This window comes from Pantoea sp. ANP04, assembly GCF_041982285.1.
In the GTDB taxonomy this organism is placed as follows: domain Bacteria; phylum Pseudomonadota; class Gammaproteobacteria; order Enterobacterales; family Enterobacteriaceae; genus Pantoea; species Pantoea eucalypti.
Genome location: NZ_JAUTYS010000002.1, coordinates 321,105 through 346,540 on the forward strand (window position 1 = coordinate 321,105; position 25,436 = coordinate 346,540).

The window sequence follows — 25,436 nt, forward strand, 5'->3', positions numbered from 1 at the left end:
TGCAATATATGGCACCTTAAGCGAGGTAGAAAAGATGACGATTCATCGAAGCGGATCAGGTAATTTCCTGGAAAACCCGCAGCGGACTGAAGAAGCGGAAAGCAAAGGCGGCTCTGGCCGACACTTCGCACCTGCAAGTTTCATCTCTTTCTACCGTGATTGCCAGCTACCATTTCCTGTATTAAAAATCTGAACGGCTTTAGCAATACGCGAGTTCACGCGCGAACTGATACCTGACTTATTTCACTATCAGGCTGAGCTGAGTTTTCTGATACCGGTCTCCCCATAATATTCAGGAGTTCAAAATGAAAATTAATAAAAGCTATAAAGGATGGCTGGCTGTATCAGCCGTTGTCGCTCTCTTCAGCACTGCCAGCGTGCAGGCTGAGACGCAGACAAGCGCCCCGCAGGGTGGGAATACACCGCAGACCATTAAGAATGACAAGCTCAGTCCTGGTGACGAAAAAGCACTGAAGGATATGGCTCAGGCCAATATCAATGAAATTGCCGCCGCCAAAATTGCGCTGAACACGACACAAAGCGCAGAAGTTAAAACCTTTGCGCAGAAGATGGTTGAAGATCATGGCAGTGCCTTGAAAAAAGTTCAGGCGGTTGCTAAGCAAAAAGAGGTGGCATTACCTACTGCACCAGATGCTAAACATAAGGCCATGGCCGACAAACTGGAAAAGCAGAGCGGTGGTAATTTTGACAAAATGTATATGGAAAATGCCGGTGTAATGGACCATAAGAAGGTGCTGGCGACGTTGAAAAGTGACGCGACGAAGATAAAGGATCCCGATGTGAAGGCGCTGGCCGATGCACACACCCCTGTTGTAGAACAGCATCTGACGTCCGCCCAGCACATGTCGATGTAACGGGGCTGCCCGGTTTCCGAATTATCCGCCAGCGCTGTTACGGGATCAATTAAGCGGATTCACATCTACGTGGATCCCGATTTCGACAGCACGCATGAAGAGCGATTTTTGTGGCGTGCAGTGGATATGACTCGTTCAGGTGACCTCTGGATGATGAAGTGGCATGCGCTCAGACACTGACGTGGAAGCCGTCATTCACGCCATTCCGCTGCCAGCACTCAGTAGCCGGAGATTATTATGACGCGGTGCAAACTGCTATGTCTCCGGTCAACGATACCGGCTTTGAACCCGTGTACTCAGTGCCGATCGCGGAATCATGGCGTCAGCAGCCTTGTTACTGCTGTGACCGGGAAAGCATCCGTTATGCTGCGTACTCAGGTAGTAACCAACGAGGGAGAAGGTCAGGCCCGGTTGCCACTGCTTTACGCCAGCTTCGCAAAGCTGGGTAGTGCACCTTCTCCTCAGGATATTATCGAAAACAACCGCGCCATAAACTGGCCGGTTAGCCCGGTTCCGCTGCTAACATCCAGCCTGAATAAAGCCCCGAAACGAGGCTTAATGATTTTTATTTTCCACCAGGCTTATTCCTGCATGTCGCCAGTATATCGTCCGTCGCAACATACTCCCGAGTCTGAACGCCGGTAATACCCAGCATGGTAGAAAACAGATTGTCCTGAGAGTATTTTTGCGTCGAACCCTGATGGCTCAAACATGTGTAGTCCACGGCATAACGCTGCTGGTAATCGGGCGACAGCCAGATAAGCAGCGGCACGCGGGTCTGGACTTCAGGCGCGATAGCATAGGGCAGGCCATGCAGATAAACACCTTTTTCACCCAGTGACTCACCGTGATCAGACAGGTAAACCAGACTGGTCGTAAACTTCTCCTGATGGGCTTTCAGTAATTCAATCGCTTTATCGACGATATAGTCCGCATACAGGATGGTGTTGTCATAGGTATTAACCAACTGTTCCTGCGAACACTCCTGAATCTGATTAGTTTCACAGGTGGGTTTAAATTTGCCGAATTCCGGAGGATAACGGTGATTGTAGGTCGGGCCATGACTGCTGATAGTGTGCAGCACGATCACGCCACTGCCCTGAAGCTGGTTGATATACTCCTCCAGGCCATGGAAAAGAATCTCATCATAGCACTCGCCTTTGATGCACATTCCCGGAAGATTCAGCGCGGTCATATCCTGATTAGGCACGCGATCGCACGCCCCTTTGCATCCCGCATCGTTCTCATGCCATAGAACACTCAGACCTGAACGCTGAATCACATCCAGCAATCCTTCCTGATGACTGGCCAGGGCATCATCGTAATGCCTGCGTGGCATGTTCGAGAACATGCAGGGAACGGAGACCGCCGTGGAGGTGCCACAGGAGGAGAAGTCATGAAAATAGACAACGTCCTCTTTCGCCAGTAAGGGGTTGGTCGGTCGTTGATAACCGCCCAGAGAAAAATTGGCGGCACGAGACGTTTCACCCACCACCAGAATCGTCAGGTTCTTTTTAGGGCCATCCAGCATGACCGGAAGTTGATGGGCATCTTCACCTATTTTCACCAGCGGAAGATTGGCCCGCTCGCGGTGATTATAGTAGGAGAGCGAGGCAGCAATGAAATTAGACGGACTCAGGGATTTCACCAGCTCATGATTGTTACGAAACAGTGAGGCGTAATCCTTATAAAACAACATGGCTATGATGGCTATCAGTGCAACAGAAATCACCAGACTCACCGCGCGCTGAATCACGCCTTTCCATACCGGAACCGACTTTTTAAACGCAGGCCAGAAGGCCAGAGCAGCCATAAAAATACCGGTAAAAAATATCACCGCAATCATCTTTGGTGTCAGCAGCGCCATACTTTCTGCTGGCGTGGTATCCACCATATTGGTGATCATCGAGCGATCAAGGACGATGCCATAGTGCTGAATAAAGTACTGAGCCGCAGCGGAGACAATGACAAACAGTGCAATGGTTATCCTGTCCAGCCACAAAAATGAGGCAAGCGTCAGCACAATATTAATGACGCAGAAAGCGACGATTGGCATGGAGAGGAAAAAAAGATATTTGCTAAGCTCGTTCATCTCTATAAGCGAGTAAGCCTGGCGGTAAAAGGCGAAATTGAGAAAAACAGAAATATAGAGTGAGAATAACAGGATGAATGTAATGCGGGGCAATACAGGCTGACTCATTCTGAAGCGTGCCATAAAGGTATTCCGTAACCTTGAAGAAGTGGATCCAAAAAGATTGTTTTTAAAATTGATTATTAAAAATTAATAAAAACTATGTGCCGTATACCACAGATAGATGAAGCTCAGCACAGTAAATACTGAAATAGCCAAAGAAAAACATTCGCTTAATGAAAATTTGAGCATGGCTGGCGCCTGAAAGTTTGCATATTCACATTAGCTAATGTGAAGCTAAAATGAACTTATTGCTACAGTTTGTGCGGTATATCTTGGGTTTTTGTGATCTGTATCTCATTAATTAAACTGAGGTCCTGAAATTGATTAGTGTGGCTGGGGGATTACAGAACAATTTGAGAGACGCTGAACGTCTGGTATCTGACAGGAATCTATAAAATAAAAAGAGTCAGCGCCCGTTCAGTCTATCCTCTGTAATATTAGCCCTGCGTCTCATACGCAATCGGCTTCATCAGAAAAGGCTCAATCCGGATAGAAAGCGAACGGGTTTCCCCGTCCGTTTTTACCAGGAACAGTTACACCTCTTTTCGTCCAGAAAAACGCTCTTTCATCAGAGAAAACGCAATGCCGATATCCAGCGCCGGTGAGGGTGGCATAAAACTGGCTTTTCCCAGCGACAGCATATCCGCAATATGCGGGTTATCCTGCTTCATAATGAAATCTGCCAGCAGACTGCCCGCTACGGTCTGTTTAGAAACGCCAGCACCGTTACAGCCACCCGCTGTGCAAACAAATTTGTTCAGCATGCCCCATTCAGGCGCCCCGTTCCGCGTAACACTGATGGTACCGGACCACGTATGAGATAGCTTCACACTGCTCAGGGTCGGATAGACTTTATTAAATAAACGCTGATGCAGTTGAGTTGCCTGGTAAGTCCTGGCGGTACTCACCTGACCTTTAAGCGCGGGTATTACATACTGGCGAATCAGGAAGCGGCGATCTGTTGTGAAACGGAAGGTTGCTCCGGCAATGGCATTGACGGGCGTCAGCCCCCAACTCTGCATAGGAGGAAGGGTCGCGAGTTGTTCATCTGTCAGTGGATCGGTAATGCTGGCAAACGTGGCCATAGCGGCCTGACGCGAGAGTCCCGGACGCAGCTCTGGCGAGAGTGCATTGGTAGCCAGCATCACTTTTGGTGTTTTGATCACGCCAAATGGCGTCAGCACTTCAGCCACGATGCCATAACGAATATCCAGTACTGGTGTATTATCGTAACGTTGAACATTTTCAGGTAAATAATGGTTCAGGCCAGCAATCAGCTGCGCCGGATTAACCAACACGCAACCTGGCGTGAATATTCCTTTGCTGTAAAAGCGCGTGCCGAGTTTAGGGTACAGTTCTTCGCTGCTTAACATCTGCCACGACTCATTCATTAAATCGAGATGGCTGGCGTACTCTTTCTAAACACGATCGTTGCTATTCGCGGCCTGACAGTGATATTTACCGACCTGTTCCCAGTCGCACTGAAGATCATGCTGTGAAATAATCTGCTCCAGCTGACGAATGCCTTCCTGTAGCAAATTCCGGTAGGCGTTAGCCTTTTTTAATTCAGCGGTAGAGCTGCCAATGTTATGAGGCAGGCCGATAACGAAACCAGAATTCCGTGCCGATGCGCTTTCCCGCGTGCAGTGCGCCTCAACGATGATAATTTTCAGGGTGGGATTAATTTCAGCCAGGCGGCGGGCAAAGGCGACACCGGCAAATCCCGCGCCGACAATGACCCAGTCGGCGGTGATATCCCCTCGCAACATAGGTTGCGAGGGGAAACATGACTCACCCGCAGGTCAGCCTGAATGATTATGATTGAATGGTATTGATGAATAGCGCAATTCCCTGTGCCTTATTTGAAAAATAAAGCAATTTTTATAAGGGAAAGTGGGATAACTGTGCCAGCGGTAATCTGACTATTGTTGATTTCAGACAAGTAAAATTCCAGTGGATGATTATTACTCAACAGGTAAAGAGGGGGAGAGCATCGCAAAGATGCCTGTAGGGCGTCAAAGCACTCTGTTAATTTCAGCGACTACCTGCATTGTGGCCTCTTCAATGCTTCCTTCATTGCGGCATAAAAACCAGCCGTGCCTGGCAACCTCAAGCTCAAAAGCACGGGTACAGGCGATATGTTCTTCCAGGCGGTGAATCACCGTACTTCCCAGACCCCGCGAACGCGCTGCGGCTCTTTCCCATGATACCTCTGGTGCGGTGACCACCCCGACATGCAGATCTGGCACACGCACGTTGTACTCAATGTTAAGCTGCAATATCTCTGCGAAAGGCACCATTCGTCGAAATGCGGCATCCGACGGATACCAGCGATCCATCAGAATAATGCAGTTCCCGGGCTGCTTAGTGAGTACGTTCTGTGAAATCCAGGCACGGCTTAAAGCAAAGCGGTCACAGATCTCCCGTTCCAGATCGAGGGAGGGATTTCTGGCGAGCCGGTTAACCAGCGCCATGGATTCCGCCCTGAAGGGATCGCTTTTTTGCTCGCTAAGCCGGACCACCTTCCTGTTATCTGCTCTTAGCAATTGCGTAATGGACTCCAGCAGGGTGGTTTTACCGGTTCCCTTGGGCCCATCCAGAGTCACAAACAGCTGACGATTCATGATCCCAATGACATGGGAGTCGGGGAGTTTATATAGCGGGTACTTGCCAAAAGCATGTTTTTTACCTGATAAAGCTGAGCTTACGTCGTTCGCTGGGGGCCGTATAAGCGCATGGGTTGAGATCAGTACGGTGTAGTTTAAGGGAAGCGTCAATGAAACGGAAAAAATCCCGCGAGTGCCTGTCTCTATTTTATCTATTCAAATTCACGCCTTCATTTGCAATAACGAGGTGTTAAAGGAAACCTCCAGCACAGGCTGGAGTCTGGTGAGCAATACGCGTCACGATTATGCTCATAGCGCCTCGTTAAATTGCTTCTATTCTAATCCTGCGAAAGGTGGCTTTGATGTCTGACGAAAAGTAAACCAAACTGGAGACCGCTTTAAAACTGGCGGCCGATCATCCAGCAGAACAACCTGGATTTTAACGGATACTTTTGGCGTCAACGCTTTACGTCCCTGGTATTTCCGTACGGGAAGCGGGTGAGGGTAAAGTCGAACTCAAGGCGGGTGAGCATATATCAATTCAGCATTGGGGAAAAACCGGATGGCACGCCAGTCATTCTGGTATTCAGGTCGCAGAGAAGAGAGCCGGGTGTTTGTACTTCTGGTTAATGAATTGCCAGCGACGTACAGGGTTTTAAATGCCGCGCGCGGAAAAGAGCTAAAATTCAGTCAGACCCGTAAGCATCCCGTACCCTTAAGGCTGAATCAACTTACCCTGCTCATCAAGCAGATCCGTCAGGAGTGCCGTGCCATCGCTCCCCACCCGGAAGGCTCCGAAACGGGCTTGCGCAAAACGCTCGCCATGGCCTTCCTGAAAGAAATAAGCGTTAGTGCCGACGGTCAGCGAACCATAATGTTGATGGTATTTCACCCGCAGCTGATTTGGTTGCAGAGGTTCACCCTGATCAAATCGGGCCTGAGTCGCATGACGCTGTGCATCGAGATCAACAATCAGGGTTCCGCTGGTGGGCAGGCATGGCGCTGACAGTGTCGCACCGCAGGCCTCAGCCTGTTGATACAACATCACCTCCAGCGGTCGGGTAAGGGCATAATTCAGTGCCATGTAGTCGCCCTGCATCAGGGATCGAGGGTCAACCGGCGCAAGGGGTAGAATCATGACCGCACCCTGTTTCAGCAACTGCTCTTTTTGCCAGATGCTGACATTGACGGCCACCAGCGCCAGCGCTATTACTGCGCCTGCCAGCCATCGGCTCTGTTTACGCATTCTCACTGGCACCTCCAATCTGTGCAGGCAACACTTTTTTGACTCCCCATGCCAGCCCCAGTAAAACCAGACCGCCCGCCAGCAGCAGCAGGGATTTTTGCAACAGCGTCACTTCCAGGAAGGCATACCAGCCAATGACATACAGCACCATGAAACCGCCACTGACCACCAGCATTCCCAGACTTCCCTGATAACGCGCCATCAGAATCAACCACAAGCCCAGGCCGATACCTGGTGCATAAAGGGCCGCAGCCCCGCAGATCAGGGCTGCGGGCAGTGTAATGATCGAAAACAGCGGCTGGCCGTTCCTTCTCTGACTGAGCACACTCAGCATTAAACCTGCCGCGATCCCTGTGCCCATAGCAGACTGAAGCGTAGCAAACTGCGCAGCGGACCAGAACATATCCGTCATAAACGCCGCATTTATCACGAGGAAACTCAGCAACATCAGACCAGCCGGAATGCCATACAGCAGAGGAGGTATCGCGTCAGCATACGGTCCTGCCTGTAACCTCAGCTGATCGCTGACAATCCACAGCCACAAAAACATGACCGCCGCCACCAGTATGGAAACAGCAAGGTGACCCGCCATCGGCGACAGAGTCAGCCGGGCCAGTGAATAGCCCGCCAGCACCAGAAAAAAGGTCATGGCCGTGATGGCCATAAACCGGTAGGTGCGATCAGGCATCGACACGGCCATCACGGCAAGAATTGGCAAGGCACACAATGAACCCAGCATCATAAAGCTGATATCACTGCTCTGGATTTGTAGCAGAACGCCGAAGATCAGCCCGCACGTTGCTGCAATAGCCCAGGCCAGCCCGAGGTGATATTTACCGTCACGCTCATTGCGTAACAGGCCGCGCGCAATAATGGCGAGCAGCAGTGAAGGCAGAATAAGGGTGGCAGAATTCGGATCGTCGAGTAAGTCAGCGGCATACAGCACCAGCGCCATCAGTAACAGAATGATGATGGCTGCGATCCAGCCTCCGACACTCAGCGCGAGCCTCAGATACCAGGGCAGATCCGATGCGTGACCGCGTTGCTTAATTTCCTCAATCTGCGAGGCGCTCAGCAAACCCTGCTGACGCAAGGTGCTTGTCAGTAAGGTCAGCCTGGCAGGAACCAGATCAATTGGCCCCTTTTCAGCCAGTTTGCGTTGCCAGTTCAGCAGGATAGAACCATTTACCAATACCCAGAAAATCATCAGTGCACCGGTCAGAAACAGGTCACCCGTATCATAAGCCAGAAGAAATAGCTGCATGATCAGCGCGCAGCCCACAACGGTCAGACTGGCGATGCCCAGTGTCAGCATGCAAAGGTCCACGTAGCGATAACGGTACAGGTAATAGCCTGCCAGCAGGGTGATCATCCAGCCTATCGTGACAGACGTAACGTGGTTAGCCCCTTCCCAGTCAGAAAGATTTCCGGCCACGATGGTGGTCAGCAGCAACAGTAAAAATCCTGCCATAACGCGTGATAACCAGCGGCTTGCCAGCCAGCTCTCTGGATGATGCGTAATCGCCCGCCAGGCCAGCGCTTCCCGGACAATCAGGCAGGCTGCCAGCAGCGCCAGATAGCTGTAAAGCACAGCCGTCGGGATCCGAATAACGTTGTCAAAGACAGCGAGATCCAGCAGTGACGTGGGTAACGTGGTGTAATAGAGCTGAAACCCCAGGTTAGCGACCAGCCAGCTGCAAAACCACAGGCTGTTCTGCCGGGCAATCAGCGCCAGCGGCAAAAGAACGCATAACCAGGCCCGGAATAGCTCCCAGCTGTCAGCTCCGGTCTGGTAAATCTGCCCGTAGAGTGCAAACAGGGCGCCGAACCCTAAACCTGCCGCCAGCAATGCGCTGCGAGCCAGCGTGCTATACCATCGCCACCAGACCAATACCGAGAGCGCAACGATCAGCAGTTCAGCCAGTGCAAATTTCGCCATCTTCGGCAGCCAGGCCCAGTTCCAGGCAACAAAGAACACCGCGCCAGCAACCAGTGACAGTAAGCCCAGAAAGCAAAGCACCGGGATAAGAAACTGTCGCCACTGAGTATCTGATGGCCTGATACCACAAAAAGCATAGATACGCAGGCAGGTCTCCGGCGTCAGGCTCCCGCCTTTTACCAGCCCAGCGATCTGACGGCACAGATACGCTGCCGTCCGTGACGGCATCCCGGTTATGCCATCAGGTGCAATCTCCCTCATACTTTCCCTGCCTCTGTTTGCGGTGTGACTTTAATGATGACGTTAACCACTGCTTTTCCCTGTGATCAATCCATGTATCAGCTCTGCTGAGCGGCAGATAATTTTGCAGAACAAATGTAAACATCTTTTCCGGGATATAACAGTGTAAATCAAAGGCGAGGCGTGAACTCTGCGCGATCCGCCGCATGCTTATGATCATGAGTATCGCAGACCAGAAACATCTACATTTACTGATGTAAAAATCCGGACCATTGTGTCTGAACATACAGATTCATCCTGCTTTCTCATCGGGGTATCTATATCGGCATAGACTTCACCGGCGTTGGGCTGGGTGTATATGAGAACGTCAAAGCATTTTTCCCGCAGGTGAAGGAGTTTGTCTATAACCCAAATGTTAAGAACACCCTGGTGCTGAAGGGTTACGACACCATCGCCAGCGGGCGGCTGGAGTTTGACGCCAGCCGCAGCGAAGGAGTCAGCCACGGCGATTTAGCCTGGGCGACCATGCACGCGCTGGCAAACGAGCCGCTGCAGGGACAGGCGGCACACACGCAGAATGCAGAACATTGTGGAAATTTACTGATGAGCAAACGCAGTAACCGCATCCGCTCGTAGCCCCGCCACGCCTGCCCGCTTTATGGAGTGGTTTTCATGCACCTGCATGACACAAACAAAAGCCCGCCAGTACTGTCGGGCTGGAGGGTAAACGATCTTTGTGGGATCATGCGGATTCATGCAGCATAGACATGCACATGGCTAAAGCGCGCTGAGATCACTCAAAACTTCGACAACTCTGAGGAATGGCCGTTAGCGTGAAGGTGTTCGATCACTCTTTCCTTAACGATACTGAGCCATTGCGTTGCTGTCATATCCCATCTGTCCGGTGCAAAGTCATACCTGTACCGGTCGGAAAAAACCTTTAGGCCATCAGATTCCTGTTCAAAATCCTGAATATTAGCCAGTAGCATTCTCAGATTGAAAGGGTTGGAAGTGGCAAGATATTCATTTAGCAGGTTATCAAAATCACAATCAGGGTCGAAAATATCACAATCCTGACCATAATACGCCACAACGAGATTATCCATCTCGCAAGATTTAGTCATATCAGTATCCATATAACTCCTTATGGCGTAGGAAACGCAGTAACAAGATAATATTGCTTACCATTGAAAGTCGTGGGCCTGATGACTATTCGGACACCATAGGCTTTCTTAACCTCTGTCGCCCCCCGCTCAATGTATGTACCGATCGGAAAATTGAACTTGTGCGCATAAACAAGTGTGGTGCGTGCATGTGAATACTTCAAAGCATACTCAATCTGTGTTCTTTTAACAGATAGCACTTCAGATATGACCAGCTCTGCCTGCCTGAGATTTTTGAAGCTACTAGATACATGGGCGCGCGGGGTTATGAAAAACGGGCAATCAGTTGTTCCGGTGTCCTTACTACGTAACGCGCAATCGTATGTCCCAGCACTCCGCCCTCATGCTCAGTCAGCCTGATACGGCCAGAATACACCGAAGCAACTCTTGCAGCACCCGCGGCTGAGGCGAAAATAAAGGGTACGGCAAGATCAACGGTTACCCCTACTTTGTAAGCTGTAGCATAATCCGCCCCTAACTCACCCGCCGCAATTTCAGCTACAACGGTGCCTTCGCCAGCGCGTTTCCCCAGGGTTTGCCGGTGGGTATCGGCTCAGGTTTGCTTTTTACCGGCAGGCAGGGGATGCGCTGACCTTTGCGACCATCACCGATCGCGGACCGAATGCCGACTCGCCTGATAGGGGTAAGAAAGAGTCAAAAATTTTTGTCACGCCAGATTTCGCCCCATTGCTGATAAATATTCGTGTACAGAACGGCAAAGCCGAAGCCACGGATGCCCGACCGTTGCATGACGATAAGGGCAACGTAAACGGATTGCCGTTGCAGGATGGCGTCATCGGAGCAACCAATGAAATCGCATTAAGCGATACGCTGAAAGTGCTGCAGGGAGATAACCGCGGTCTGGATACAGAAGGCATTGCGCCGGATGGGAAGGGCGGATACTGGCTGTGCGATGAGTATGGCCCGTTCCTGATTAACGTTGATGAGCACGGTAAAATTCTGGCGATGCATGGCCCTCAGGCAGCAGACGGTGAAAAATCCATCGCGGGCGGACTGCCGAACATACTCAAATGGCGTCAGCCTAATCGTGGTTTTGAGGGAATCACCCGCATGCCAGATGGGCGAATCATCGCTGCGGTGCAGAGCACGCTGGATATCGACGGTAAAAGTAAAAAGCAGGCGCGCTTTACACGGCTGGTTAGCTTCGATCCGGCGACCGGAAAAACCGCGATGTATGGTTACCCTATCGACGGCGAGGCTTACAGTAAAAACAGTGATGCAAAAATTGGCGATATCGTGGCGATCGACAATCAGCATCTTCTGCTGATAGAGCAAGGCACTAACAAAAATGACGCGATGCGTAACCTTGTCTACAAGGTAGATTTGCGTCCGGCTACCGAGCTTTCAGCATTTGATAAGCCTGGCGACTATCCGGAGTTCGACGACGAGAAAACGCTGGCGCAGCGCGGTATTAAGCTCGCAGCGAAATCGCTGGTGGTCGATTTACGTCAACTCGGTTGGCAGCAGGAAAAGGCCGAAGGACTGGCATTGATCGATAATAGAATGCTGGCGTCACGAATGATAACGACTTCGGTGTGAAAGCAGTCATGCAAAATCCGGTTGAAGGCAAGAAGCGCAAAGATTATCGGGTGACGGATCAGGGGACACTGACGGTAGATGATAAGCCGGTGGCCACGACAATCGGCCTGAAGCCGCTGAAGAAACCTGAGGTGGATAGCGAGTTGTGGATCGTAACACTGGCGGAACCGCTTAAATAAACGATATCCCTAACCCGGGCTGTGTTCCTTAATTGCATCACCTGCTGTAAAAGAGCCGGATGTAATAGCCCGATTTTAACACCGACAGATATTTCCCGGCCGTTTTGTCACAAGGTGTGGCAGTCCGCTAGTCATTTCTTACCATTCAAATGTTTCTCTGATGCTTTGCGGCGTTAATCTTCATGGGTGAGTTCTGTGCGCCTGGCCGAAACAGAGTAACTTGCAATTGCGAGCGCACTACGGCCATCTGTGAACCTGATGGCATCAGAAAAGTGGTCGTCTGCTGATAGTGCATTTAGTCATCTCAATTTCTCCTGTTAATGATGCTTCCTTCGTTATGTATCCGCCTGTACACCCCGCTTATCAGCGTATGAAGATGAAAAATTTTGAAAACGACATTCGTTCAGAAGTTTTCAAAAGGGTAATGCCTGCAATTGCCTTTCGGGAAATAACTTTGTTTTTCATTGAGTTGAACAGTAATCGTGATGGCTATTATTTATTGTTACATTATAACGTAACTAAAAGTGTCGCATATTTGAACCCTTTCTTTAATCTGTCGTCTCAGGACCAGTGGCTAACTGAGTGATTTTAAGAATTTAAGGACGAGGTGCATCATAATGTTTCAAAGGCAGTGGCTAAAGCAATTTTACATGCCAGCATTCATTTCATTTTATATTGGTGTTTTATTAAACACGCCTGTTTTTATCCGCCGTTATAATCAACTGCATTTTGATAATAAACTGGCGTTAACTTTCGAAGTTATAGCCGCCTTCTTTTTTGTCATGTCATTAACGCTGCTGATTTCCCTGACAGGAAAAATTCTGACACGCGTCCTCCTGACGTTACTTGTTATTTTTTCAAGTGCTGCCAGTTACTACATGATATTTTATAACGTCGATATTGGATATGGCATTATTGCTGCCGTTTTAGCAACAGACTCCTTAGATCTTTCAAAAGAGTCTGTTGGATGGCATTTTATTATCTGGTTAATCTTTGTTAGCATCCTGCCCCTTTGGGCAGTCTGGCGCGGATCGCGTACGCTTCCTGCTTCAAAAAATACAAAAAAGCGCGACTGGTATTGCAGAAGTGCAGTATTTTTCATCGTCGCTTTATGTTGCTGGCTGCCCTTAAATGTCATGGGGAAACTTCAGAACGAACAGGATAAAAAAACCAATCGAATGATGGCGAGTTATGGCGGCATTGTTGCAGGTACTTATTCTCCATCTAACTGGTTGTCAGGCATCGGATTGCTGGCATACAGTTCGCTCAGTCAGGCTGAAGATAATCATAATCTTTTCGATCCTTCCGAACATTTCCGATATGTTGCACCCAAAAAATCAGATGATTTATATATTGTGTTCATTATTGGTGAGAGCGCACGGCGTGACCATATGGGGTTATACGGTTATGCCCGCGATAATACGCCTTATCTCGATCGTGAAAAAAATCTGGTTCACCTGCAGGGTTACTCATGCGATACCTCGACCAAGCTCTCGCTCCGCTGCATGTTTGTCAGAATGGGAGGCGCATCCGAAGCACCACAGCGCACCTTAAAAGAGATGAACGTATTTACGGTAATGAAAAAGCAAGGTTTTACTGAAGACTTATACTCTATGCAAAGTGAGGCATGGTTTTATAACAAGGTCATGGCGGACAGTTACTCGCTCAGGGAATCTATTCAGGCCGAGAAACGTCACACCGGTCAGCCGGTGGATGATATGGCTCTGGTGAGTGAATTAAAGGATTCAATACAGCAGCATCCCAAAGGAAAACATATCGTCATTCTGCATACGAAAGGCTCACATTACATGTATACAGAGCGTTATCCGCGCGAATTTGCACGTTTTAAACCTGAATGTCAGGGGATCGATGATGCCTGCAGTACACGGGAGATGGTGAATTCTTATGATAATAGTCTGCTATATATGGACTACTTTATTAAACAGACACTCGATACCCTGAGAGATAAAAATGCTATCGTTTTCTACGCATCAGACCACGGTGAGTCGATTTCTGAGAATATGCATTTTCATGGTACACCACGCGATCACGCACCCTTAGCCCAGCGCACTATTCCTGTGATGGTCTGGGCTTCTGACAAATTCCTTGAGGATAAAGATAACAACGCCTCTTTTGAAAAATTAAGACAACTGCAGGACAAAAAAACACCGGTATTTCATGAAAAGCTATTTGACAGCATTTTAGGTTGCTCTGGATTTACATCACCTGATGGCGGTATTAATCCCTTAAGAAACTGGTGTTCCCATTCGCAGTAAAAGGGTGGTCAGCGCTTATAAGATCTGACTAAAAATGAAATCATTACGAAAAGGTGAACTGAATTATTTCATTTCACCTTTTTTTACCTGCACTCACACTGTTCTTGCTCCCGGTGATCACCAACTCCACCAGGATTCAGAAGCGTCATCTTTCTCAGACTGCCTTTGTCCGTCATCCCTGCATCAGCATGCTTCAACACAGCCAGCCAGGAAATATCCCGATTACTGTGCTACCGATCGCGTTATCAGCCATGGCAGCTAAGCTTAGTTGACAATCACCCGGCCGGAAGAGAGTCCACATCCGGACGCAAGCAGGAGAAGATCATGAAAGCAGTAATTTACAACGGTCCCTATGATGTAAAAGTTAAAGACGTACCTGATGCGAAAATTGTTCGTCCTACAGATGTCCTTGTCCGCATTACCACCACTAACATCTGTGGGTCTGACCTGCACATGTATGAGGGCCGGACCAGCTTTGAGCAGGGACGTATTCTGGGGCACGAAAACATGGGTGAGGTGGTTGAAATTGGCTCGGGCGTTGAGCGTATCAAGGTCGGTGACTATGTCTGTCTGCCATTCAATATCGGATGCGGTTTTTGCGAGAATTGTGAAAAAGGTCTGACGGGATATTGCCTTACCGCCAATCCGGGTACCGCGGGAGCGGCCTATGGGTTTGCCGAAATGGGCTCCTGGGAAGGCGGTCAGGCGGAACTGCTTCGGGTTCCTTTTGCAGATTTTAACTGCCTCGTGCTTCCGCCTGACGCAGCAGAAAAAGAAGATGACTATGTGATGCTCTCGGACATTTTCCCTACCGGCTGGCATGCAACAGAACTTGCCGGATTAAAGCCCGGCGAAAGCGTTGCCATTTATGGCGCGGGGCCGGTGGGTTTGATGGCTGCACACTCAGCCATCATAAAAGGTGCTTCACAGGTATTCGTTGTGGATACACATAAAGACCGTTTAGCGCTGGCAGAAAAACTGGGGGCAACGGCCATCAATGCTGTTGGTGAAGAGGCCGTGCAGAAAATTCTCGACCTGACGGACGGGCGTGGCACCGACTGTGGCTGTGAATGTGTGGGTTATCAGTGCTGTAACAAACATGGCCATGAAGACAATTCAGTCACCATGAACAGTCTCGTTGCGTCAACGAAAGCAACCGGGGGAATCGGTGTTGTTGGCGTATTTGTTCCTCAGGATCCGGGAGCTTCTTCGGACCTTGCTAAAGAAGGTAAGATGCCCTTTGATTTCGGGAGTTTCTGGTTTAAAGGACAGGCAATCCGCACCGGTCAGGCTAATGTCAAAGCCTATAATCGTCAGTTGTCACGCCTGATTCATCAAGGTAAAGCCAGCCCGGGAGATATAATCTCACACCGTCTTTCGCTTGAAGAAGCGCCTGCGGGATATAAGCACTTTGACGACCGCGATGAAGGATGGACGAAGGTTATCCTGAAGCCATAACATAGGTTGGCCGGTAAGGAAAAATCGTAGAAATGCTGAAGTGCCGACGGGATACCATTGCGTATCCCGTCATTATTTTGCTCTGTTTAAGCAAGCCACCCTGCCTCTTGTCAGCCACTTATTAAACAGGCATTCCGTTCTGTTCTTTGTCATCACATCACATCATGTCATGTAGCCCTGTAATGCTTCTGTTTTCTGCTCTAAAAGAGACGGGCACCTCAAAACCGGGAGAAGGGGCAGGCCTTTCATGAAATCATCTGCACAAAATGCCGCTACATTAAACAATAGAAAATTTAAAGATTTACCTCGCTTATATAAGCTGTGATCGGGCCGATAACATGACTGCCATTTATTTTTTCTCACCGGGAGCCGTTATGTTAGGTAAATTATTCAGAAAATCACCCTCCGCAGCAGAGGTCATTTCATCCACAGTGCCTGAAGTGTTAATTGAAGAGTTTCAGCCACGTAGTCAGCTACCCGAACGTCTGGACAGCTTTTTGGCCCTGCTGCCAGAAGTGTTATGGATATGTGAGGGTAAAGACATTAACGACAGCACGCCGCTATGGATTTCATCGGCAGCGTCGTTAGGTTTGTCACGCGGAAGCAGTAATACCACGACGCTCTCAGCGCTCTGTTCCCTTGTTCATGAAGAAGATAAAAGCCATTTCAGGCATCTTTTACGAAACCCGCAGGCCCCTGTTTCTCCCGACGTAAAGCAAAGATGCCGTTTCAAGACAGCGGGCGGAAGTTATGAGTGGTTTCAGGTGGCTATAAAACGTGAGCGCAGTCCGGACAGCCAGAGTCAAAGACTGACTGGAATGTTGCTGAACATTAACGATGATGTTGCGCACGAAAGTGAATACGACATTGCCATGACCCGTTTCAACCTGTCACGTGAAATGCTGAATGACGGCCTCTGGGATCTTCAGATTATTAATGGTGACCCTTTACATCCGAAAAATGTGTTCTGGTGGTCTCCACAGTTCAGGAAACTGCTCGGATTCGAAACTGTTGAAGAGTTTCCTGACGTGATAGACAGCTGGGCTTCGCGTCTACACCCGGACGACAGCCATCACACGCTGGATGCCTTTATAAAACACCTTAACGATCATTCAGGCGCAACAGGTTATGACGTTGACTACCGCGTCAAACTCAAAAACGGCAATTACCGATGGTTCCGGGCCCGCGGTCAGACCCGACGCGACAAAGACGGCGTACCTTTGCGGGCGGTCGGGGCCCTGATTGATATCCAGACACTAAAAGACCGGGAAGCCCAGGCTGAGCATGAACGTCAGCGAAGACATGAGGCTGCAGCGTCTGTCAGTGAAATTGCTGATTTGGTCTCCGAAAATGCAAATATCGCTGCTCAGATCAAACTCATCTCATTGAACGCCAGCATTGAGGCCGCAAGAGCAGGGGTACAGGGGCGGGGCTTTTCCGTTATTGCCAGTGAAATTCGCGAACTGGCGGACAGAACCGCTGAGATAACCGAAAACATTAGCCGCCTGCAGGTCCGGCTGGAGGCTCTGTCGCATTAAGGAGCCGTCAGGTAACATGCTGTTTTTTTTGTAATGTTGCCGAATATGTCCTTGATCCAAAAATCTTTCCGACGCCTCCATTATCCCGTTGATATTATCGCGCAGTGTGTCCGCTGGTATCTGGCGTACTCACTCAGCCTGCGCAACCTCGAAGAGATGATGGCTGAGCGGGGTATTATTGTTGATCACTCCACACTTCACCGCTGGGTCATCCGCATGGTACCCCGGCTGGACAGGGCGTTTCGCAGATGTAAACGCACAGTGGGTTGTCGATGGTGGATGGATGAAACCTCCATAAAAGTTAAAGGTGAGTGGAAATACCTGTACCGGGCAGTTGACACTGATGGTCAGACCATCGACTTTCTGCTGACGGCTAAACGGGATGCAGCGGCAGCACTACGTTTTTTCCGCAAGGCCATGCGCCACCACGGTGAACCGGAGGTTGTGACCATTGATAAAAGTGGCGCCAATACGGCAGCGTTGACCATACTCAACGCCGGTAAATCAGCAGATGGAAGCATCAGGGTCAGACAGAGTAAGCACCTGAACAACTGGTGGAACAGGATCACCGAAATATCAAGCGGCGGATACGGCCCATGCTGGGATTCAAATCATTTCGGCGAGCGCAGACGATACTGGCTGGCATTGAGTTAATGCACATGATACGCAAGGGGCAATTTCATCATTCAGCCAACAGTGAATTGTCACCGGCAGAGCAATTTTATCTGTTGGCTGTTTAATAAATCGGCAATGCCACTTTTGCTGACTTGTCTACGCTAATGCGACAGAGCCGTCACAGCGGCTCAGCCATTACCCATGCCTTTCTCATTTCGCTTCTCATAATGGTCGCCTGCCTGACTATCGGGGCAGCACTGTGTACCCGGCTTATCCGGCTCGGATCGCTCCGCGAGCCCGGCCCGCGTATCCCAACGGTAACTAGCAGGCTCAGCTGGCTGCGTTGCAGCGGCCAGCAGATAGACTCTCTGTTTTCACTTAAGTGGTGCACAGCCTATGCATGGGAATCTGATCGCTTCTTCAGTCCGGAACGACAGAAGAGTGGCCACTATTTCAGCAGTCATCGATCAAGCAGACAGGGCAACAGACCCAGTTCGCATTAAGTGAGCAGCAGATGCGCCATCACTGATATCAACCTTACTGACAGGCATCACACACTTATGGAAGGAATTGCGCCGCGAGGCCAGGAGTAATGGTGCATTTCAGCGCCCTGATCGACAACATTGCGTCATCGTCCATTACAGAGCTGGTTAAAAAGCATGCTAAAGCGGGGTTGGTTAAGCTGGCGCAGTAACAAAGCTAACGGGGTGCTTTAATCGGTCAAATGAACTGCACCTCATCAGTCAACAAGGCTTGTAAAAATTTCACAGGATTACGGCCAAAACGCAGTAAAATGGTCTGGTTTTAACAGGCACGTGATGCCTGGACGAAAAAAAATGGGGCCCTGAGGCCCCATGCTACTTAGCGTTTCTTCGGCGTCTGTTATTCAGGCAGGGCGTAAACCACCACCTGATCACCCACCTGATCTTTCAGGATGGTATTACCACCCGCGACAAACGCCACATACTGACGGCCTTTGAACTCGTAGACCGATGGGTTAGCTACCGCAGGGGCTTCTGCCTGATCGGACCATAATTCTTCGCCGCTCTCAACAGAGTAGGCGCGAACTTTTGCATCCATTGAAGCACCGATGAAAATGACGCCACCTGCCGTTACAGCCGGGCCGCCAATCGTCGGGGAGCCCCAGCTTTCTGGCATAAAGAAGCCATATTGCTGTGATGCGCCAACAGGACGACGCCATTTAACGTCACCGGTGTGCATATCAATTGCGACGATTTCACCAAATGGCGGCTGCCAGCACGGCATACCCAGCCAGTTGTTTGCAACCATCAGGCGCAGGCCGTAGGGCGCGCCTTCCTGAGGGGCAAAACCGCTTTCATTGCCGGAACCGTTATCCGCTTTTTCATAATCTTTGCGGCTGTAAAGTTTCACATACTGCACAATGTGAGAGGTGTTAACGATAGCAATCTGTTTTTGTGGATCGAACGCCACGCCGCCCCACTGTACGCCACCGGCACTGTCCGGGTAGGTCAGTGCACCTTCGCCTTTGGTCGTTGGCGGCGTATACATACCCTCATAGGTCAGCTTATCCCACAGTCGTGAACACTGACCGGCACCCACCACATCCGCCAGTTTCCAGATTGCCGGTTTTTTCGACTGATCGAGCAGCGGCGCAGGTTTGGTTGGGAATGGCTGGGTTGGCGAGAGCACTTCACCCTCTACGGATCCATCACCCTGAGGCACCGGTCGCTCTTCAATCGGCCAGACATCCTCGCCGGTCAGACGGTTAACCACAAACAAAAAGCCCTGCTTTGTGGCCTGAATCAGTGCCGGGATCTGTTTACCGTTGACGGTGATATCCATCAGCGTTGGCGCAGAGTTGATGTCGTAATCCCACACATCGTGATGTACCCACTGGCGGGACCAGACGACCTTACCGGTATTAATATCCAGTGCCGTGGTTGAGGTGCCTAGTGGAATAGGCGCGGTACGGTTACCGCCCCAGTAGTTAGGAGACGGCGACGAGACAGGCAGATAGACCAGACCGTGCGCTTCATCGGCAGACATATGGGTCCAGACGTTAGCCGTACCGGTGCGTTTGCGAACCTCCGCCGGAATGGCTTCAAATGTCCATTCACGTTTGCCGGTCTGCGCGTTGACGGCAAAAACGGTGCCTGGAGGGGCTTCAGCATAGGCCCAGTCTTTACCTGCCCAGCCAATCAGAAGATGGTTACCGACAACCGTGGGTGGCTGTAGCACCGACAGCGGGTATTTGGCATTCACAGTGTTCCACTGATTAAGATCTAATATGCCATTTTCCGCAAAATCGCTGCACGGCTTACCGGAATCCGCATCCAGCGCAAAAAGTTTGCCATCCACGGTTCCCATGTAGACGATCTTCTGACAGGCCTGGCCGGCAACCGGATTTTTAGCCTGCCAGTAGGATACGCCACGGTTTTTCAGAACCGGCTGAGTCAGCGCTTTACGGGATGATTTAGTGTCATAGTGCCACTTCTCTTTACCTGTGCCTGGGTCAAGCGCGATCAGGCGATCAAACGGTGTACCGATATAGAGTGTCTGATTGGCAAAAATGGGTGTTGCTGACCAGACGGTAGCGGGTGTATCGCCTTTACCATCGGAGACATCGCCGGTATGAAACTCCCAGACTTTCTTCAGTTTGCTGACGTTGTCAGCGGTAATCTGTTTAAGAGGACTGTATTTCTGCGCATTCAGCTGACCATGAAAGCTATCCCAGGTGGCAGAGGCGGGAACCAATGGGGTGGCGGGATTATCCGCAGAGACGACATTTTCTGCACTATGCGTACCGCTTGATGCTTCATCAGTCGTTTTTGTCGTGCCTGGCGACTGTTGATTGGCCGCCTCAGCATCGACTTTTTCGCGCGCGCCCATTGAGGCTTCTGCGGCTTTATCCTGCGCATGGAGAGTGAGCGGCGCAAGCAGCAGCGCCAGTGCCGTCATACTGACTTTCATGAGTGGAGAATAGTGATTGTTTTGCACAGGGGGTTCCTCAGGCGTTGACGCGATGGCGGGCGGAGTGATTGTTAAGTGTAATCAGGCCAATCAGGCCGATCACCATCGCTGCGGTAATGATGTACTGATGCAGCAGCGCAGCAGCAAAACCGATACCGATCAACAGGAGTAAAGTCAGCACCATTAACGTAATGCGCGCACCACGCCTGGATGCGCCACGCAAAAGAAACGTCAGCAACGCCAGTACTACGCTGGCAATAGCCACACCCAGCGCTCCGATGGTGCCAGTCACGCCGGTCAGTGGTGTGAGCCACGCATACAAAGCGACCGCGAAGCCAATCACGGCGGCGAGTAGCATGAGTAAGCCGCCCAGGCGGGAAGGTTGAGAGTGCATCATACCGGTAAATCCTTTTTGAATTCGATCAGTCATTAAATATGGCGCACTGACGTAATTTTGCGGATTATTTTTCCTGAACCCGGTAAAGGGAACTATTCACGCAATCCACACAACGATTATTGGTCACTAAACCTCCTGTCGGAAGGTGAGCGCCCAACTGTTTTCCCCGTTCTTCTGTCTTTCAGCCCAAAGCGGTCAGAGAGTACGGGTATCGACGCGGAATTGCGCGTCAGGAGAAGGCGTATATGAAAACTATGCTCATCACCACAGTCGTAATCAGTTAATGCAGCCAGCAGTGTTTTATTTCGACAGGAGAAATGATGTTATGCAACGGATAATTAAGACATCGCTGTGCCCAAATGCAGGACGTGCAGGCGCATGACATCTTGAATAAAGGGCAGCATAAAGATCAGTAAAGCGCCGGAGTGAAATGGCCGCTGGTGCGAGCGGCCATCATTATTCAGGGAACGCTTTGTATCAGTAACGGTTTACCCATCCGTTGAGCGTGTGAGGTTTTCCCATTGATCTATTTCCCGACCTAATGCGGCGAGATCCTGCCGTACTAACGTTAATGCATCACTGCCTAATAACAAATGCCTGGGTGGGTTCTGACTGTTAATTAATGTCAGGATGGCGTGAGCAGCCTTGACGGGATCACCGGGTTGCTTACCACTTTTTTCCTGACGTGCCTGACGAATGGGGTCGAATAAAGCGTCATAGTCCGGGATACTGCGGTCGCTGCGCACCATTGAACGCCCGGCCCAATCCGTGCGAAACGAGCCGGGCGCCACGGCAGTCACATGTATATTAAAGGGTGCCAGCTCTTTGCTTAATGTCTCCGATATTCCTGCCAGTGCAAATTTGCTGCCACAGTAATAGCTTATGCCGGGCAGCGTAATGAAACTGCCCATTGAGGTGATATTAATGATGTGTCCACGGCGCCGATGGCGCATTCCCGGCAGGACAGCTTTGATCATCGCGACTGCGCCAAACACATTCACGTCAAACTGCCGTCGCATCTCAGCGAGCGAGGATTCTTCCAGAATGCCCTCATGGCCATAACCGGCATTATTTACCAGGACCTCAATGGGCCCGACGTCGGACTCAATCTCATTGACTACCTTATCAATACGCTCAACGTCCGTGACATCAAGCAGTCGTCCAAAAGCGCGCTGTGCATCGAGCGCCTCAAAAGCCTTTTGGGCTTCGCGGTTGCGCACAGTACCGATGACTTGATGGCCTGCGGCAAGTGCTTCCCGTGCCAGCGCGAGACCAAAGCCACAGCTGACGCCGGTGATTAAAATGGTTTTTGCAGATGTCATAAAAAAGAACTCCCATACAGTGTGAAGGTTGCATGGTATTCTCAGTATCGCCGCATTCTTAGGCCGTATCTTCTCTTTTTCTTGCCTGATTTTATGAGGTGGCGGGATGTCAGGAATCATTTCTCTGGTGAAAACACTTGCGGTGCAGGAGGGATACAACCTCACTGCCTTACCCGATGTGCGCATTTTGCGCTCCGACCGACCGCTTAGGAGAACGCCTGTCCTTTACGATCCGGGCATTGTGATCGTCTGCCAGGGCAGTAAATGCGGTTATTTCGGTCAGCAGACTTATCTATATGATGAGCAGCACTATCTGGCGGTTTCAGTGCCCGTACCCTTTGTGATGGAAACCGACGCGTCGGCAGAACATCCGTTACTGGCGATGTATCTGCATCTGGACTTTCAGCTTGCCGCTGAACTGATGCTGCAGATTGAGAAGCATGGCACCCCGCATCCCTCGGCAGTGCCGCAAAGCATGATGTCGAGCATGATGGATGACAGGGTAAAAACGGCTGTGCTGCGCTTGCTCGAAGTCCTGAATGATCCGCTTGAGGCGGAGATCCTGGGTCCTGCACGCCTTCGTGAACTCTATTTTCGCGTGCTGACAGGCGTACAGGGCAACGCAATGCGTGCCGCGCTGGCCTTACAGGGCCAGTTTGGCAAAATCGGCAAAGCGTTACAGCGCATCCATGCCACTTACGCGGAGCCGTTAACGCTGACACAACTGGCGATGGAGACGGGAATGAGCGTACCGACGTTCCATCATCATTTTAAAGCGATAACCCGGATGCCGCCGATGCAGTATGTTAAATCGATACGCCTGCATCAGGCGCGCATGCTGATGGTACGCCAGCAGATCACCGCGGCCGCCGCGAGTTATGCCGTTGGTTATGAAAGCCCGTCGCAATTTAATCGCGAGTTCAAACGCCTGTTTGGCTTGCCGCCAGCAGAGGAGATAAAACGTATGCAGCGTCATTTTGTTGTCCCGCCTCCGCAGCCAGCGTCGGTATTCATTTCATCGCATTAAGCTTTCTCAGTTTCGCGGAATAGGGCGTGCGGATTGGCACGCCAGTGATCTCATGTGTATTAATGGCCACCCATTATCCGTTCAACCTCTTCAGGTTTGTCATGCACACCAAAACGGTCAATGAGCGTGCGGGTTGCGTCGTTCATGCCCCGGATTTCCACTTTGGCACCCTCGCGGCGGAATTTAATCACGATGCGGTCCAGCGCGTTGATCGACGTAATGTCCCAGAAATGCGCGAACGTTACGTCAATCACCACTCTTTCCTGAGTTTCCTGAAAATCAAAGTGGCGGGTAAAACGATCTGCTGAGGCAAAAAAGACCTGGCCTGTCACTGTGTAGGTTCGGGTATCACCCTCCAGTGACGACCTGACTGTCATAAAATGGGCCACTTTTGTGGCAAAGTTCAGTGACGCAATCAGCACGCCGGTCAGCACACCAAACGCAAGATTGTGGGTTGCCACCACCACGACAACGGTCGCCAGCATTACGATGCTGGTTGAAACCGGATGGGTCCGCAGGTTCGTAATTGATCGCCATGAGAAGGTGCCGATGGAAACCATAATCATCACCGCAACCAGCGCCGCCATGGGTATCTGAGACACCCAATCGCGCAGGAAGATCACCATCAACAGTAGCACCACGCCGGCCGTGAGAGTGGAAAGCCGCCCCCGTCCACCCGACTTCACGTTAATCACTGACTGACCAATCATGGCGCAGCCCGCCATGCCGCCAATAAATGCCGTACAGACGTTGGCAATACCCTGCGCCTTGCACTCGCGGTTTTTATCGCTCGGGGTGTCGGTCATATCGTCCACAATAGTGGCGGTCATCATGGATTCCAGCAGCCCTACAACGGCAAGGCCGGCGGAGTAAGGCAGGATTATCAGCAACGTATCCATGTTCAGAGGAATGTCCGGGATAAGGAACACCGGCAGGCTATCCGGTAGCTTGCCCATGTCGCCTACGGTGCGCACATCTAAATGCAGCCACATGGAGATGGCGGTCAGCACCACGATGCAGACCAGCGGGGAGGGAAGGGTTTTATTGAGGTAGGGAAAGAGGTAGATGATTGCCAGGCCTGCGGCGGTGAGCGCATAGACGTGCCAGGTGACGTTTGTGAGCTCTGGCAGTTGTGCCATAAAGATCAGTATCGCCAGCGCATTGACGAAGCCGGTCACGACCGAACGGGATACGAAGCGCATCAGGCTGCCGAGTTTCAGGTAGCCGGCGAGCAGCTGCAATATGCCGGTCATTACCGAGGCAGCAAGCAGATACTGCAGCCCGTGGTCCTTAACCAGCGTGACCATCAGCAGCGCCATTGCGCCGGTTGAAGAAGAGATCATCGCCGGACGGCCGCCAAAGAAAGCCATGACGATGGGGATACAGAATGCGGAGTAGAGTCCAACCTGCGGATCTACGCCAGCGATAATAGAAAAGGCGATCGCTTCTGGAATGAGTGCGAGCGCGACAACAATACCAGCAAGGACGTCACCACGGACGTTGCCCAGCCAGTCCTTACGCGTCGAGGACAGCAGCATAGTAATTTCTCAGATTTTGAATACAGTCAGCCCGGGAGGGCAAAAAGTTTCAGGTACAAAAAAGCACATCCGCAGACAGGATGTTTTCGAGTGTGCGACTGAGATTACTCAGTGCGACAGGGGAGGGTGAAGACTCAGGGTGGCGTAAGACGCATGATTTTTGAGTTCTCCTTTAAGGCAAAAAGGTGCCTGCAGGACTGAATTTAGCCAGCAGAGACGGTGGAGGCTGCGCTGACGGTGATGTCCGTTCTTATCCGGACAGGCAATCAACTATAAACGAAAGGGATGTGAGGTCAACATTTGAGCGCGCA

General features: G+C 50.7%; 17 protein-coding genes and 3 pseudogenes. 9 read left to right on the forward strand and 11 right to left on the reverse strand.

All coding sequences use genetic code 11. The features are described 5' to 3' along the window. The first annotated feature begins 34 nt into the window (after window positions 1-34). Window positions 35-193 carry a general stress protein gene (locus Q7C21_RS03975; protein ID WP_375150422.1) on the forward strand — a complete coding sequence of 53 codons (159 nt, stop codon included), beginning with the start codon at window positions 35-37 and terminating at the stop codon, window positions 191-193. Between the two features lie 112 nt (window positions 194-305). Further along, window positions 306-875, forward strand: coding sequence for a DUF4142 domain-containing protein (locus tag Q7C21_RS03980; protein WP_008924444.1), 570 nt, complete (start codon window positions 306-308; stop codon window positions 873-875). 565 nt (window positions 876-1,440) lie between these two features. On the opposite strand, the gene eptA is transcribed toward Q7C21_RS03980, so the two are convergent. From eptA to Q7C21_RS04005, 5 genes and pseudogenes are all read right to left on the reverse strand, one after another. Further along, entirely contained in the window at window positions 1,441-3,090 is a 1,650-nt protein-coding gene (gene eptA, locus Q7C21_RS03985) for a phosphoethanolamine transferase EptA (RefSeq protein ID WP_375150423.1), read from the reverse strand. A 512-nt stretch (window positions 3,091-3,602) separates the two neighbouring features. Next, window positions 3,603-4,916, reverse strand: a pseudogene (locus Q7C21_RS03990) (NAD(P)/FAD-dependent oxidoreductase). A 168-nt stretch (window positions 4,917-5,084) separates the two neighbouring features. Next, window positions 5,085-5,693 carry a dTMP kinase gene (locus Q7C21_RS03995; RefSeq protein ID WP_375150424.1) on the reverse strand — a complete coding sequence of 203 codons (609 nt, stop codon included), beginning with the start codon at window positions 5,691-5,693 and terminating at the stop codon, window positions 5,085-5,087. A gap of 697 nt (window positions 5,694-6,390) precedes the next feature. Then, on the reverse strand, window positions 6,391-6,921 hold the full coding sequence (locus Q7C21_RS04000; RefSeq protein WP_375150425.1) for a GDYXXLXY domain-containing protein: 531 nt from the start codon (window positions 6,919-6,921) through the stop codon (window positions 6,391-6,393). Then, the gene (locus Q7C21_RS04005; protein ID WP_375150426.1) at window positions 6,914-9,121 is read right to left on the reverse strand and encodes a DUF4401 domain-containing protein; all 2,208 of its coding nucleotides are present in this window, start codon (window positions 9,119-9,121) and stop codon (window positions 6,914-6,916) included. The genes Q7C21_RS04000 and Q7C21_RS04005 overlap by 8 nt, the downstream gene beginning before the upstream one ends. Before the next feature lie 297 nt (window positions 9,122-9,418). Between Q7C21_RS04005 and Q7C21_RS04010 the strand changes: the two are divergent. After that, a pseudogene (locus Q7C21_RS04010) lies at window positions 9,419-9,736 on the forward strand (hypothetical protein); the annotation flags it as partial. 161 nt (window positions 9,737-9,897) lie between these two features. Here Q7C21_RS04010 and Q7C21_RS04015 read toward each other — a convergent pair. Together Q7C21_RS04015 and Q7C21_RS04020 are read right to left on the reverse strand one after the other, a co-directional pair. Beyond that, window positions 9,898-10,236 (reverse strand): contact-dependent growth inhibition system immunity protein, encoded by a 339-nt coding sequence (locus tag Q7C21_RS04015; protein WP_039661792.1) that lies wholly within the window; start codon window positions 10,234-10,236, stop codon window positions 9,898-9,900. A gap of 8 nt (window positions 10,237-10,244) precedes the next feature. Then, window positions 10,245-10,532, reverse strand: a complete 288-nt coding sequence (locus Q7C21_RS04020; protein ID WP_375150476.1) for an RNase A-like domain-containing protein — start codon at window positions 10,530-10,532, stop codon at window positions 10,245-10,247. Between the two features lie 227 nt (window positions 10,533-10,759). Between Q7C21_RS04020 and Q7C21_RS04025 the strand changes: the two are divergent. From Q7C21_RS04025 to Q7C21_RS04045, 5 genes and pseudogenes are all read left to right on the forward strand, one after another. Beyond that, window positions 10,760-12,002, forward strand: a pseudogene (locus Q7C21_RS04025) (esterase-like activity of phytase family protein); the annotation flags it as partial. A gap of 617 nt (window positions 12,003-12,619) precedes the next feature. Beyond that, window positions 12,620-14,278 (forward strand): kdo(2)-lipid A phosphoethanolamine 7''-transferase, encoded by a 1,659-nt coding sequence (gene eptB, locus Q7C21_RS04030; RefSeq protein ID WP_375150427.1) that lies wholly within the window; start codon window positions 12,620-12,622, stop codon window positions 14,276-14,278. Window positions 14,279-14,602: 324 nt separating this feature from the next. Continuing rightward, window positions 14,603-15,736, forward strand: coding sequence for a glutathione-independent formaldehyde dehydrogenase (locus Q7C21_RS04035; protein ID WP_312546043.1), 1,134 nt, complete (start codon window positions 14,603-14,605; stop codon window positions 15,734-15,736). Between the two features lie 374 nt (window positions 15,737-16,110). Further along, window positions 16,111-17,274: a PAS domain-containing protein gene (locus Q7C21_RS04040; protein ID WP_375150428.1), complete on the forward strand. Its 1,164-nt coding sequence runs from the start codon at window positions 16,111-16,113 to the stop codon at window positions 17,272-17,274. 45 nt (window positions 17,275-17,319) lie between these two features. After that, window positions 17,320-18,014 (forward strand): IS6 family transposase gene (locus Q7C21_RS04045; RefSeq protein WP_375150429.1). Its coding sequence is split into 2 segments (ribosomal slippage): window positions 17,320-17,827 and window positions 17,827-18,014, totalling 696 coding nucleotides; the frame shifts between segments, so codons are not numbered across the junction. Window positions 18,015-18,771: 757 nt separating this feature from the next. Here the strand turns inward: Q7C21_RS04045 and Q7C21_RS04050 are convergent. The 3 genes from Q7C21_RS04050 to Q7C21_RS04060 form a co-directional block, all read right to left on the reverse strand. Then, window positions 18,772-20,829: a pyrroloquinoline quinone-dependent dehydrogenase gene (locus Q7C21_RS04050; RefSeq protein ID WP_370580753.1), complete on the reverse strand. Its 2,058-nt coding sequence runs from the start codon at window positions 20,827-20,829 to the stop codon at window positions 18,772-18,774. 49 nt (window positions 20,830-20,878) lie between these two features. Continuing rightward, window positions 20,879-21,238, reverse strand: coding sequence for a hypothetical protein (locus Q7C21_RS04055; protein WP_008924819.1), 360 nt, complete (start codon window positions 21,236-21,238; stop codon window positions 20,879-20,881). Window positions 21,239-21,726: 488 nt separating this feature from the next. Continuing rightward, window positions 21,727-22,560: an oxidoreductase gene (locus Q7C21_RS04060; RefSeq protein WP_375150477.1), complete on the reverse strand. Its 834-nt coding sequence runs from the start codon at window positions 22,558-22,560 to the stop codon at window positions 21,727-21,729. 106 nt (window positions 22,561-22,666) lie between these two features. On the opposite strand from Q7C21_RS04060, the gene Q7C21_RS04065 reads away from it, so the two are divergent. Then, window positions 22,667-23,587, forward strand: coding sequence for an AraC family transcriptional regulator (locus tag Q7C21_RS04065; RefSeq protein ID WP_312543598.1), 921 nt, complete (start codon window positions 22,667-22,669; stop codon window positions 23,585-23,587). A 59-nt stretch (window positions 23,588-23,646) separates the two neighbouring features. Here the strand turns inward: Q7C21_RS04065 and Q7C21_RS04070 are convergent, their stop codons facing one another. Further along, window positions 23,647-25,125 (reverse strand): SulP family inorganic anion transporter, encoded by a 1,479-nt coding sequence (locus Q7C21_RS04070; protein WP_105099632.1) that lies wholly within the window; start codon window positions 25,123-25,125, stop codon window positions 23,647-23,649. Window positions 25,126-25,436 lie beyond the last annotated feature (311 nt).